The organism is Pseudarthrobacter sp. TRD_SC_9, assembly GCF_055361265.1.
Genome location: NZ_CM143956.1, coordinates 242,150 through 255,018 on the forward strand (window position 1 = coordinate 242,150; position 12,869 = coordinate 255,018).

A 12,869-nucleotide genomic window follows, 5' to 3' on the forward strand; every position below is an offset into this window, starting at 1 on the left:
CCCGGAGCGCTGTTCTCGTCTATAGATCTTCCTAGCACACGCGAAAGGCGCTGATTGGTCTCGAGTCCATCATGAGGGGTATACCGGCTGTGCCACTGACCGCCTGCTTCGAGCCAACGACGCCGGTAAGCCTCTATGCCTTGCGGCGTGGAGTCTTCGTAACCCCATTCGACTGCACAGCATGGACAGATCTCCGAGCTCGGACTCCGCCCGTCAGCACCCCAAGGTGGATCAGAAGGAAGGTAGCCGCAAACTCGACAGTAGACACTACCATTTCTGAGCATTAAAGTATTCCAAATTCGTGGCGTAGTTGTGTTGGGAAGCATCGGGTTCGAAGTAGGTTTTCGGTGCACCTGGGTGACTTTCGGGGAGTGACATTTAGGCCTCCATTGGCAATATAGCCGTTTCGGACCTCGGCCCAGGCTTGGGTACAACTCCCAATCACTTTGCCTCCATTCTGGAACATCCGACCGACATCCCAGGCCATGGCTGCCCGCGGGTCCTGAATGCGTACCTAGATGTCCCACCAGCGGTGTCCCAGCTCCAAGGAATTGGGACATTGCAACGGTGCAGCGTTTAGGGCCCATTCACCGGGCATTCTTCCGGGCGGGTCTTACGGGAATCCAGTAGTCCTGGAACGGTGGGGACTTCGATTGACGTTAGATGCTGCCGGTGAGGGACCGGCTTACGGGCGCTCCTGCGGACCGAATAGGCTGGCTGTTATGGCTCGAGTATTAATTACCGGCATGTCACGGGCAGGAAAAACAACTGTGGTGCAAGAGTTGTCCCGGCGAGGCTAAGGATGGATTGATGCATCTATGCCGTAGTCATCGTGCATGGTGAAATTAGTGCTTTTGCTCATTGATCACTGTATGCGCGGATCGATTCCCAACTTGGCAAGGCGTCGATAGATCGTAGCCCTGCTGATGCCTAGTTCAGCCGCGGCACTCGATACGGACATACCGGGTCGGGCCAAGATCCGCACTATTTCGTCGCGTTCGAAGCTTTCGATGCGAGACATTCTGCGATTAGCGGGACCGAGTATCTCCGGGGGGAGGTGCCGTACGTCAATCGTCTCCGTTATGAGGGCTGCAGCGTGTATCGCGTGGACTAATTCGTCGATGTTTCCAGGCCAGTCATGGCTGGTGAGTGCCCTTTCGGCTGCCGCGGTGAAGTCAAGGTCGCGCAGCCTGGTTTGGCGCGCCGTGTATCTGGCGAGGGGCATCACATCATTTGGTCTCTCGCGAAGTGCCGGCACGGGGACGACGGTTGCCACAGATCCTTTGAGTTCGTGCGGGACGTTTTCGAGGTCTTCGGCGGTGAAGGCGCAGAGAAGAGTAGGAGGTGCTTCGGATGTTCGTGATGAGGTGTGCAGGATGTTCCGGGCGTGTGTGGCGAGTTCTTGAGCGGCCCAGGCGGGGAGGAAGTCGGCGTTTTCGATGATGATCGCGGTGCCGGCTTTGGCGAGTTCGGGTGTCCAGAGCGCGAGCCAGGCTTCGACTTTTTCTGGTGCAGGGACGGAGGCGCAGAGAATCCGGCAGGTGGGATGCGCTCGACGGAAGGCCTGTCCGAGGAGCGTGGTGCGTCCGCTTCCGGTTTCCCCGATGGCTGCGACAATCTGTCCTGCTGTCAGGGCCGTCGTCGCCTGTTCAAGGGCTGCCGTCCAAGAGGAGGACATGGCACGCATAGTTCCCGCGGCGGGCTCGAGCCGGGGGCGTTGCACGCGGAACACTCCGCCGTGGGACTTTGAGGGCGGAGTCCGCCCCTGTGATCGGCTAAACATGAGGGTGGAGGTGTTGGTGGCCGCAGATTGGGCGAGGGCCAGGAGAAGTCTGGATGACGTTTTGGACCAGGTGGTGATGTTGACGCTTCCCTCAAGGCTGCCGGTGACAGGATCAATGACCGGCACTGCCGCGCAGGTGTAAGTGCGCAGGCTGGCGCTGTAGTGTTCTTCGGCGCGGACCAGGGTGGGCACCTTATCTGCCAGTGCAAGGCCGAGGCCATTTGTTCCGGCCTGCCGTTCTGAGAACGCGAAGCCGGGGGCGAGGTAGATCTGGTCCAGTGCTCGTAGAAGGGAGGAGTCACCGCTGAATCGGTTGAGGACCAAGCCCTCTGCGTCGGTCAGCATCAGGCTGAGAGGCTCGTTGGACAGTGTCTGGTGAAGACCAGCCAATACCTCTTGGCCGCACTGGAAGAACAGCGAGTCGTCAGGCACTTCGTCGGCCCAGACAGGGTCAACGGCTTCCGGGGACACCCCATACTCCCGGCTCCGCGTCCAAGACGCTATAAGCCGGCGCGAGTCCGAGGAGATTCCGTGGCTGCCGTATTCCTCTACTTCGGCCATAGGGGAGTCATTGCGGTCCGGCTCCATTGCCGACCTCCTTATACGTAGTCATCCTGACAATAACGCGAACGTCGGCCCGACAGGCAAAAGCACCTGTCTCAAATTGAGACGCCGATCACATCAACGAGTCGTGAAAAGCCCATAACGTCTTCTCGTATCACGACTACGGCAGTTGTGAGGAGATGGAGATTAGGCATGTACACCAAAGACGGCGAGAACTACTTCATCGTTGACGCTCACATCGCACTGTGGGATGCCCGCCCGGAAAACCAGCTCAATGTCCATGGCAAGCAGTTCATCGATTGCTTCTACGACTACCACCGCAACCTCTCCCCGGAGGAGGAGCTGTGGACTTACGAGGAATACCTGTACCAGGGCGGTAAGCGCCTGATGAAGGACATCTTTGAGGACGGCTATGTTGACCATGCGATCTTCCAGCCGGCTTACCTGGGAGAGTTCTACAAGAAGGGGTTCGGGCAGACGGAGGAGGCCTACAGCCTGGCCGCCGCGCACCCGAACAAATTGAGCTACAACCACTGCTACGACCCCCGTGACGGCGAAGCTGGGTTGGACAGGCTACGCGCGAACCACGAAAAGATGGGCTTCAAGGGCGTCAAGCTTTACACGGCGGAATGGCGTGGCGAGTCCCGCGGCTACAAGCTCTCGGATCCCTGGTCCTATCGCTACTTCGAAGAGTGCCGCAAGCTCGGCATCAGGAACATTCACGTCCACAAGGGCCCCACCATTCGCCCCTTGGACCGGGATGCGTTCGACGTCTCAGACATCGACCACGCCGCTTCGGACTTTACCGACCTGAACTTTGTGGTGGAGCACGTCGGCCTGCCCAGGCTTGAGGATTTCTGCTGGATCGCCACCCAGGAACCGAACGTCCATGGCGGCCTTGCAGTAGCGATGCCCTTCATGCACACCCGGCCGCGGTACTTCGCCCAGATCATCGGCGAGCTCATCTACTGGATCGGTGAGGACCGGATCCAGTTCTCCAGCGACTACGCCCTCTGGACGCCTCGTTGGTTGATCGAGCGATTCGTGGATTTCCAGATCCAGGAGGACATGACGGAGTACGCTCCGCTCACCATCGATCAAAAAAAGAAGATTCTCGGCCTGAACGCGGCGAAAATGTACGACATCCCGGTGCCGGCGGCCCTGCAGCTGCCCAATGCCGCAGAGACCGCGACGGGACCGCGACAGCCGGAGCGGGCAGACTTGGCGGCCGTGTGATGACGGACATCCAGACGCGGCCAGTCCTTCGTGCTGCCCTGCTTGAAACGGAAGAGATCTGGTGTGCTCTCAGCGCGGTGCAGGATCCCGAACTCGACGAACCCATCACGGACCTAGGGTTCGTGCGATCCATAGATGTCGTCCCAGGCTTCGAAGGGCCGGTAGTCAGCGTGCACCTACGTCTACCAACATCATTCTGCTCGCCGAACTTCGCGTACCTCATGGCATCGGACAGCAAGGACGCCATCACGGCCCTCGAGGGGATCGAGCGGGTCATCGTCGAGTTGGACGACCACCATGACTCTGACCTGATCAATGCAGGACTGGCCGCTGACGCAGGTTATCGGGGAACGTTCCGCCACGAAGCCGATGATAGCCTCGACGAGTTGCGGTGGACGTTTCGAAAGAAAGCGCACACCGCCGCGATGGAACGCTGCCTCACCGAACTTCTCCGGGCTGACCGGAATCTTCTCGAGGCGAACGTCGGAGGCGTCCGCGTGATGGACCTCCCGGCCGGACGCAGCAAGACAGCGCTCCTGCGCCGGCGTGCAGCCCTAGGACTGCCTACCCGCCCCGAGGCAATCGTCCTTGTCGATCATGAAGGGCACACCTATACGCCGGAGGCTGTGCCCATGGCACTGCGCCGTGCCCGGTCAACCCGTATCTCGATTGACGGCAACGCCCACTTCTGTCGGGGTCTGCTTCGCACCCGCTACACGGGGTCCGAGGCGGACCAGAGTGCCCGCCTCGAAGGCGCTGAACCCACCGACCACCACACCCTGCTTCCAGTCACTGTCAAGGAGATCCACGCGTGAGCACTATGCGAGCAGTACAAGTCGTCGGCTATCACGAAGGCCTGAAAATGGCAGAAGTTCCCATGCCGGAAGTATCGGGCCCTTGGGACGTTGTCGTCCGCGTCGGCGGAGCCGGGGTATGCCGAACCGATCTGCACATCCTTGAAGGACAATGGGCAGAGAAATCCCAGGTCCAGTTGCCGTACACAATCGGGCACGAGAACGCAGGGTGGGTCCATGCCATCGGCAGCGCGGTCACCAATGTTCAGGTGGGCGACAAGGTGATCCTCCACCCGCTCGTTACCTGTGGTCTCTGCCGCGCCTGCCGCTCCGGTGACGATGTGCATTGCGAGACCAGCAAGTTTCCCGGCATCGACACTCACGGTGGATACGCCGAGTATCTGCTCACCTCCGCCCGCTCGGTCGTGAAGATCGACGACTCGCTCGAGCCGGCCGACGTCGCCGCACTGGCCGACGCCGGCCTCACTGCCTACCATGCGGCGGCGAAAGCAGCCAAGCGCCTAACCCCACGCGACACATGTGTTGTCATCGGGGCAGGAGGCCTCGGCCATATTGGTATCCAGGTCATCAAAGCACTCACGCCCAGCCGTATCATCGTTGTCGACCGTAACCCGGCCGCGCTAGACCTCGCTAAGAGCATTGGGGCCGATGAAGGCGTCATCGCCGACGGCACACATGTGAAACAGGTCCTGGAACTTACCGGTGGCAACGGCGCCGAAGTGCTGATTGATTTCGTGGGTGAAGGTGGTGCAACCACCGAGGGCATCGCCATGACCCGGCAGGCGGGCGACTATTTCGTCGTCGGCTATGGCGAGAACATCAATGTGCCAACCATCGATTTGGTTTCCTCGGAAATCAACATAATCGGCAACCTCGTCGGCAGCTACAACGACCTGCAGGACCTCATGGCCCTCGCCGCGCGCGGAGCAGTCACGCTCCACACGCAGAAGTACGCTCTCGATGACTTCCCGCAAGCCATCAACGATCTCGACGCCGGCAAGGTCCGCGGCCGCGCCATTCTGGTGCCCTAATCTGCTTCACCACATATCCGAAAAGAAAGAGGAAAATTCCATGTCAGAAAATGAATCCCGTATTGCGCTGATCACCGGAGCCGGCCGAGGTATCGGCCGGGCGATAGCCGAAAGGCTCGCCGAGGACGGCTTAGACATCATCGTGGCCGATATACCAGGTGCGGAGGCGAATATCGACGAGGTGGTCACGGCAGTGGAGGCCCGCGGGCGTCGGGCCATCGGCGTCACCGGAGACGTGGCCAATCCCGAAGACATGGCACGCATTATCGCCGAGGGTACCGGGGCGCTCGGACATCTGTCCGTCTTCATCGCCAACGCAGGCATAGCCCAGGTGGACGAAATCCTTGATGTGAAGCCGGACGACCTGGACCGACTAATCGACGTCAACATCAAGGGTGTCTACTACTGTTACCAGGCGGCGGCTCGACGGTTCATTGCCCAAGGAACGGGAGGAAAGATCATCGCTGCCGCCTCCATCGTGGCATTCCGACCCTTCCCCGTACTCGCTTCCTACTCGGCGACGAAGTGGGCAGTTCGAGGCCTGACACAGGCAGCCGCAATGGAGTTCGCCAAGTACAAAATCACTGTGAACGCCTACGCACCCGGTGTTGTTGGCACCGCTATGTGGGATCTCATTGATGAGCGACTCACAGAGCGTGACGGCAAGCCGCGAGGCAGTGCCCTGCAGGCACAGGTGGATAACATCCTTGCCGGCCGGGTGTCGGAACCAGCCGACGTCGCCAAGCTCGTTTCCTATCTTTCAGGGCCAGATTCCGACCACATGACTGGCCAGACAGTATTGATTGATGGTGGCATCAACTTCTCCTGACGAGTCGCTGGCGTAGTGCCAATCCCTCCATCATGGTTCTGCAATAACGGCGGCGACGCACTTCTTCCCTTGAGGCGCGTTGCCGCCGTGTGGCAGTACTGGCCGGGTTCGCCATAGCAACAAGACCAGCTCATCTACTGTCGCCACACGTGTTGAATGGATCGAAAACTGAGCGCAAGATGGTTCCTTCTTGTCGAATCTACAAAGTCCCAGACCCCCTTCAAATCCTAGGAAGTGGAACGCCCTGGGAGGTCCTCTCGCAGTCTCCCATTGCACCATGCGCCAGATAGGAGTCTCATCCAGGAACACCGAATGTTTCCCACTGCCAGGGCTGCCCACCCGGAGGTCCGAAAGTTGGGCCGGTGGTTGTACAGCCGCGGCCGCGTTTCCCGTCTGGGGCAGTTAGCGCTCTTCCCCAGCCTGCTCAGGAGCTCTCGACTCCAAGAGTTCCCTGACATCCTGAAGGCTCGGGGTGTAATTTCTACGGGATTGAAGGGATATTGTCCTGAGACGGGGAAGAGATAGCAACGGGGACAGGTTGCCGTCGCTGATTTTGGTTGAGCCGTAGCCATGGAACTGTTCCAGCTCCGGCAAATCGGACAATGGCTGAATCGATTGGATTTCACCGCAATCCCCAAGATTTAGATACTGCAACTTCATGAGCCGCTCGAGGGGAGTGATGTCTCGGATTCCTTTGCAAGCAACCAGTTCGAGCTTCCTTAGCGGGGGTCTGGTTGGGGAGGCCAGGGATGAGATGTCGCGGAGCTGAGCCGCAAGAAATACCCCGAGTTCGGTGAGGTTTGCAAAGTCTTGTACTCCATCGAGGGAAACAACTTTGGGTCGATCCTTCAGGCGTATGCTCTCGAGCGCAGAGTTGGACGTGAACTCACGCAAGTCATGCCCATCAAAGTAGCGCAGGAATAGTTTTCTCAGCTCCTTCAGCTGTGGGAGTGTTTTCGACACTTGATCCCAATCTGCGCTGAGCCTCTCAATCTTTGGCAGTTGTGACAGATCAAGTGATGAGGTTGGTGCAGTCAGCACGTCCAGATCCCTCAAGGTCCCGGACAAGCGGTAAATGGGGGATAGGCCGGTGATGTTCCTCGCCAGTACCTTCAGCCTGGATATCGGCAACGCGTCAAGGAATTCAAGACTGGATTCGGCGAACCCCAGAGCAGTGTTGAGGACCAAACCGTCTACCGTTCCGGTAACTATGGCGTCTTCACATGCGGAGGTCCAGCGCCCCTTCACAACGAGGTCTGTTCCGCTCTCATACGGCTGTAACTCAAAGTCCAATAGATTTGTCCCTTCCGGCACAGCTGCTTCCAATACGGCTTTCGCTTCCTCACCTTTCACGGACCGGCAATTCGGTGCTTAGTCTGGCCGCCGTCGCCCAACCGGCAACTCAATCGCGGTGCACCGTCACGAGCGTAACCCTGCTCAGCGCTCCGGCATCCACCAGCGCAGTCATGAAGGTGCATGCTGGCTGCCGCCGCCGGTCAGTCGGGGAACCGGGATTCAGTAACCGCAGCCCGCGTGGAGACGTGCTGTCCCAAGGTATATGGCTGTGTCCGAAAACCAGCACGTCGGCATCGGGGTAGAGCGCTTCGCACCGCGCTTCCCGCCCCTTGGCTGCTCCTGTCTCGTGCACCATGGCAAACCTGACGCCCTCCAACGTGGCGACTGCCGTCTCCGGCAGCCGGCCACGGAGGCCAGGACCGTCATTATTGCCGTAAACACCCACCAGGCAGCGGCTGCGCTGTAGGAACGCGTCCAGCAGTTCCTCCTCCACCCAGTCGCCTGCGTGGAACACCACATCGGCACTTTCGACGGCGGTCCACACCTGCGGGGGCAACTCCCTGGCGCGCTTGGGCACATGCGTGTCGGCAACCAGCACAAGGTTCAGCGGCATACGCACATCCTGCCACGCAGGCATCCGGAAGGCGGAGGTTCACCTGCTTAGGCCAGGTCGGAGATTGATTCCAGAAGCCAATGCTCAGACTGGGGATCGTGGCGCAGTTCGAAGGTCCTCAACGGTGAAGACGTGGACCCGGCGTGAACCTGCACCCGCCAGTACTCCATGCTGACCAGGTCACCGGAACCGACGGGTGTGCGGCGGCACTCCGACGACCAGGCGCGCCGGCCGAACCAGTGCACAGGTTCAGCGGCGACGGGCCATACCCGGCCGTCGTAACGGACGGCGAGGGGAGTTCCGTTATCGGTGAACCGGACGTCCACCGGGACATCCGGGTTTGTTGTTTCCGGTGGCGCTGCGCAGGGGTGATCGGCATGGCGCCGCACCGGGTTTGGGCGCTGTGTGGGGGCTTCGTGTGCGAGGGTCATGTCCAGGGTTCTTTCGTTGGTGCTGCAGTATTTGTCAGGCGGCTTTGACGAGGGGGAGTTCGTCCCAGTGGGTGGTGTACCTGGGGGAGAGCATGTCCCGTTTCATGGTCCAGTCCGGGCCACCCCGGATCCCGCCGTGACCGAGGCCGATGGATCCGCGGCCGTAGCGTTTGGTGACGTCTTCCAGGAGGGCCCCGACGCGGCGTTCCTCGTGCGGGTTCTCGAACAGAGATAGCGGGGATTGGTTCCCGGAAGGGCGCAGATCCGTGACGATGATCCCGGCCCGGGCGTACCGGACGCCGTCGTTGATGAGCGGCAGCAGCGCGTGGGCTGCCTTGGTCAGGATGACAGGATCAGCGGTAGGCATCGGCAGCGGGACGCACACGGACGGAAATGAGGTGTCCCGGGGGTTGAAGTGTGAGGTGCCGGCGAACGCGGTGAGGACTTTGGCTTGTTGTCCGTGCTTGCCGAGCCTCGCTGAGGCTTGTTGGCCGTAGATGCTTAGTACTTGCCGTATATCCGCTGCCAAGGTGATGGGTTTGGCGAAGGAGCGGGAGAAAATCAGTTGTTCCCGACCCACGCGTTCTTCCTCCATCGCAATACAGGGCGTACCTTGCAGCTCGAGTACGGTACGCATCATGACGATGGAGAAACGGTCCCGGATCATCACAGGATCCGCCCGGGACAGGTCCAGGATCGAGTGGATGCCCAGGGCGTTGAGCCGTTTTGTCAGCCTGGCGGCCACGCCCCAAATTTCGATGACGGACAGGTACCCCAACAGCTTCTCCCGCTGCCCGGCCGGCACCGAATCCCAGTGGCACACTCCATTGAAGACGGGGTTGTTCTTCGCCCACTTGTTGGAGAGCTTCGCCAGGGTTTTCGTTGGGGCGATTCCGACGCAAACCGGAACACCAACGTTCCGCCGTACTGTCGTTTTCATGGTCCGGCCCAGTGCCAATAGTTCATTCGGGCTTCCTTTGACGCCGAGGAAGGCCTCATCGATGCTGTAGACCTCCAGCCAGGCCGAGTACCGGCCCAGCAGCTCCATGACCCGGGCGCTGATGTCTCCGTAAAGTTCGTAGTTGCTCGATTTCGCGATCAGGCCCCATTCCTTTGCCCTGGGAGCGAGCTTGAACCAGGGCTCACCCAATGGGATGCCCAGGGCTTTCGCTTCCGGGGAGCGGGTGACCGCGCACCCATCATTGTTGGAAAGCACAATGACCGGCCTGCCCTCCAACGAAGGGTCGAAGGCCCGTTCAGCCGAGGCGTAGAAACAATTCACATCCACGTGCGCGATCTGCGGCATGTGCCGCATCAGCGCCGGCTTAGACATGGTGAAGGCACCTGGTGGCCACGCCCCAGATGACCAGGTCAGACAGGGCCGGGACCCGGATATCCGGGTACGCCGGATTTTCGGCCTGCAGGACAACGCCGGCAGCTGTCATCCGAAGCCGCTTGACCGTCAGCTCACCGTCCAGGACGGCGATGACCACGCAGCCGTCCTTGGGTTCAAGTGCACGGTTCACGATCAGCTCGTCACCGTCACTGATGCCGGCGCCCTCCATCGAATCCCCGGACACCCTCACCACATAGGTGCTGGTGATGTCCTGAATGAGGTGCTGGTTCAGGTCGATCCGGCCGTCAAAGTAGTCCTGGGCCGGCGAGGGGTAGCCCGCGGCGACCAGCACCGGTGAGATCAACACCGACAGCAAAGAAGTACCCGCATCTATCACACGGGGACCGACAACAACGCCCACAACACACCCTCATTCGAATATATGTTCGATTAGATCAGTGTACGCGCTGCCCCCGACAGTAGTCATTCTGCTGGATGGCACGTCCAGAGAACGGTGCCGCGGGTTGTACCCAGTAGGGGACCGCTTTGAGCTGTGCGGAGGGCTCCACCTGCCCGGCAGTGAGCACGCTGGCGGGATTGGTCCGCAGCCCAGTTGCCCTAAGGAGCTTTTTCCATGCCGGGTATGGTTCGCCGAGCACTGCCGGCGCCGGCACCGTCCCCTGGAGAACCACCAGCTTCCACTCCTTGATGAGGATGAGGCCATTTACTCTGTGTGTTGGGAAAGGCGGAGTGCGCCGTGGGGACTGGCTTCCGGGCGCGTATCTGAAGTGTGCCTGGACTCGACCGTGTGATCAGGAACGGTAGGCAGGATCCTTTACTCCCTCATTCACCATGAGCCCGGCGCGATCAGGCTTCCTCTGTTGGGGTTCAGTCGCGTACTAAGACCCGCGGTGCGCTGCTTCATCGGGTTCTTCGAGGGCCCCGTGGTCGAAAGGTTTGCTCATGCGGTGGCCCCGGCATACCGGTGGCCCGTGAGTGACCTCAGTGACGAGCTAATCTCGGCCGGCTTTGACGTGGTCGAGACCCACCTCAGAAAGACCACAGGCCAACGGCCCCAGGTGGCAATCATCGCTCAACGTTCCTAACTGACAGTCACGGGATCCTCGGAGGCCTATCCCAACACCAGCGGCGTCCCGATTCTAAGGAACTGGGACAGTAGTTTCCTCGTCGCTTCTGTACGCCTCCGCGGGCGTCAGCGTTTTCAGCCGATAGGCGGCCGTGATGTGAGGAAAGCTCACAACTCCGGTGTCCGGTAACGCTGTTTGCTCACCCAGTCGACGGATTTTTGACAAGACGGAATGGCAGTCAGCCCTCCCCGAAACGAAAGTCCATGAACTTGCAAGTTGTATGAGTTGGTCGACGGTCAGGTCGTAGTTGAAGTGGAACTCCTTGCGTTCAAAGGAGCCTCGTCCGGCAAAGTCTGCAGGGACGCTTTGGGTCTGGTCCGCCGGCATTTCGTCAGGGTAGACGATTGACGCCAGATCCTGGACCCACGAGCTGGTGCGGTCCCATGTATGCCAGGCGAGCCCAATCGTGCCGTTGGGGGTGAGCGCTCGATCACATTCAGATATTGCCTCGGTCGGGTCCATCCAATGCCAGGCTTGGAGACAGGTGATGGCATCGACACTCTGGTCTTTCATAGGGATATTTTCCGCCGAGCCGGTGACCGGGGTAATGCGGGCGGCGATGTCGGGCGGGAGATCGTCGCATACTTTCATGAGGACGGAGAGCCTGTCACTGTCTGTATCGACGGCCGTGACAGCGTGTCCGAGGGCTGCGATGGTCCTGGTTCCAAGTCCGGTTCCGGCGCCGAGATCCAGAACAGATAGCGGGTATCCGCACGCGGATGATCCGAGCAGCCAGGAAATTACGTTCTCAGACCAGGCTGGGCGAACTTCATCATGCAGTGCGGGCCCATCCATTGGAATGGTTATTGCGCGCGGGCACTGCATGCCTGCCAGCCTAACGGGTCTTTCAGGAGCGGACGGGGCTCAGCGGTCCGGTGCCCTCCGGCTCCTGCCGATCAGCGGGACAGTGTGCAGGCTGTTGGGCATATTGATTCGATGGTGCCGGCGGCTTAGCGGTCGCTCCGAGCCGACCGTCGTAGGTTCGCGGTGGAGCGTCCCACCAGGGTTGTCCCACTTCCAAGTACACGGGACGATGGTGGTTTCGGCGCCTTCACGGGGCATATTTCGGGCGGGCCTCACGGGAGTCCGCAAGCGCCAGTCGAGGACGCTCTGGAACGCCCGTGCATGCCGTTGGGTCGGCCAACGGAGGACCGCCTTCCGGGCACGCGTCCCAGTCCTGTACACATGGGAGTATGACACCAGAGGCTCCAGAATCCACCGCTCAGGGCGATTGCCCATTCTGCTGCATTGTTAGTCACGATTCCAGGGATCAGATTTTCTTCTCCAGCGACGATGTTGTGGCCTTTCTCGATATCGATCCGGCTACCCAAGGGCACACCTTGGTAGTGCCACGTATTCACGCGGCCACCGCCTTCGACATGAGCGGAGAGCAATTCTCAGCCGCTATGAGAGGCGCCTGGCACGTTGCCAACCTGCTCAGACGACGGTTAAATCCCGAAGGCCTGACTCTGATACAGAGCAACGGCACCGCAGCGTGGCAGGACGTATTCCACCTTCATGTACACCTTGTCCCTCGTTATCAGGGAGACGACCTAGTACGCCCCTGGGCGAGTGGGGCGGGCACGCTTAAGAAGGTTGGATACGTCGACAATCTGAATGTTCTAACCGCTGATCTGAGAGATGCGAGCGGCTACGACGCGCGATCCGCCCGCTGAAGGATCCCTTGCGGCTGCACCATGCGCCAAATAGGGCTGTGAAACTCCGCCATCAATCCCCAAAAGTTTACGATCGAGATCCGGGGAGGAGTATCTCACCAGGGTTTCCAC

The 12,869-nt window shown here is 60.2% G+C and carries 12 protein-coding genes; 5 read left to right on the top strand and 7 right to left on the bottom strand.

Going from position 1 to position 12,869, the window contains the following annotated elements; all coding sequences use genetic code 11:
* Nucleotides 1-865: 865 nt before the first annotated feature.
* A complete protein-coding gene (locus ACWA13_RS01100; RefSeq protein ID WP_463936182.1) occupies nt 866-2,371 on the bottom strand; it encodes an AAA-type ATPase lid domain-containing protein in 1,506 nt (501 codons plus the stop codon).
* Between the two features lie 168 nt (nt 2,372-2,539).
* On the opposite strand from ACWA13_RS01100, the gene ACWA13_RS01105 reads away from it, so the two are divergent.
* The 4 genes from ACWA13_RS01105 to ACWA13_RS01120 are packed head-to-tail and all read left to right on the top strand — an operon-like array spanning nt 2,540 to nt 6,258.
* Nucleotides 2,540-3,583: an amidohydrolase family protein gene (locus ACWA13_RS01105; RefSeq protein ID WP_463936183.1), complete on the top strand. Its 1,044-nt coding sequence runs from the start codon at nt 2,540-2,542 to the stop codon at nt 3,581-3,583.
* The gene (locus tag ACWA13_RS01110) at nt 3,583-4,398 is read left to right on the top strand and encodes an iron-sulfur cluster assembly protein (RefSeq protein ID WP_463936184.1); all 816 of its coding nucleotides are present in this window, start codon (nt 3,583-3,585) and stop codon (nt 4,396-4,398) included. The genes ACWA13_RS01105 and ACWA13_RS01110 overlap by 1 nt, the downstream gene beginning before the upstream one ends.
* On the top strand, nt 4,395-5,429 hold the full coding sequence (locus tag ACWA13_RS01115; RefSeq protein ID WP_463936185.1) for an NAD(P)-dependent alcohol dehydrogenase: 1,035 nt from the start codon (nt 4,395-4,397) through the stop codon (nt 5,427-5,429). The genes ACWA13_RS01110 and ACWA13_RS01115 overlap by 4 nt, the downstream gene beginning before the upstream one ends.
* A 40-nt stretch (nt 5,430-5,469) precedes the next feature.
* Nucleotides 5,470-6,258: an SDR family NAD(P)-dependent oxidoreductase gene (locus tag ACWA13_RS01120; protein WP_463936187.1), complete on the top strand. Its 789-nt coding sequence runs from the start codon at nt 5,470-5,472 to the stop codon at nt 6,256-6,258.
* Nucleotides 6,259-6,660: 402 nt separating this feature from the next.
* Here the strand turns inward: ACWA13_RS01120 and ACWA13_RS01125 are convergent, their stop codons facing one another.
* The 6 genes from ACWA13_RS01125 to ACWA13_RS01150 form a co-directional block, all read right to left on the bottom strand.
* A complete protein-coding gene (locus tag ACWA13_RS01125; RefSeq protein WP_463936188.1) occupies nt 6,661-7,611 on the bottom strand; it encodes a leucine-rich repeat domain-containing protein in 951 nt (316 codons plus the stop codon).
* A gap of 49 nt (nt 7,612-7,660) precedes the next feature.
* Entirely contained in the window at nt 7,661-8,167 is a 507-nt protein-coding gene (locus ACWA13_RS01130; RefSeq protein ID WP_463936189.1) for a metallophosphoesterase family protein, read from the bottom strand.
* A 47-nt stretch (nt 8,168-8,214) separates the two neighbouring features.
* Nucleotides 8,215-8,598: a hypothetical protein gene (locus ACWA13_RS01135; protein ID WP_463936191.1), complete on the bottom strand. Its 384-nt coding sequence runs from the start codon at nt 8,596-8,598 to the stop codon at nt 8,215-8,217.
* A gap of 34 nt (nt 8,599-8,632) precedes the next feature.
* The gene (locus ACWA13_RS01140) at nt 8,633-9,931 is read right to left on the bottom strand and encodes a Y-family DNA polymerase (RefSeq protein ID WP_463936192.1); all 1,299 of its coding nucleotides are present in this window, start codon (nt 9,929-9,931) and stop codon (nt 8,633-8,635) included.
* On the bottom strand, nt 9,924-10,355 hold the full coding sequence (locus ACWA13_RS01145; protein ID WP_463936193.1) for a LexA family protein: 432 nt from the start codon (nt 10,353-10,355) through the stop codon (nt 9,924-9,926). The genes ACWA13_RS01140 and ACWA13_RS01145 overlap by 8 nt, the downstream gene beginning before the upstream one ends.
* Before the next feature lie 739 nt (nt 10,356-11,094).
* Complete coding sequence (locus ACWA13_RS01150) at nt 11,095-11,907, bottom strand: class I SAM-dependent methyltransferase (RefSeq protein ID WP_463936194.1); 813 nt, start codon at nt 11,905-11,907, stop codon at nt 11,095-11,097.
* Nucleotides 11,908-12,275: 368 nt separating this feature from the next.
* Here ACWA13_RS01150 and ACWA13_RS01155 point away from each other — a divergent pair, with 368 nt between their 5' ends.
* Nucleotides 12,276-12,758, top strand: coding sequence for an HIT family protein (locus tag ACWA13_RS01155; RefSeq protein ID WP_463936195.1), 483 nt, complete (start codon nt 12,276-12,278; stop codon nt 12,756-12,758).
* Nucleotides 12,759-12,869: the final 111 nt, after the last annotated feature.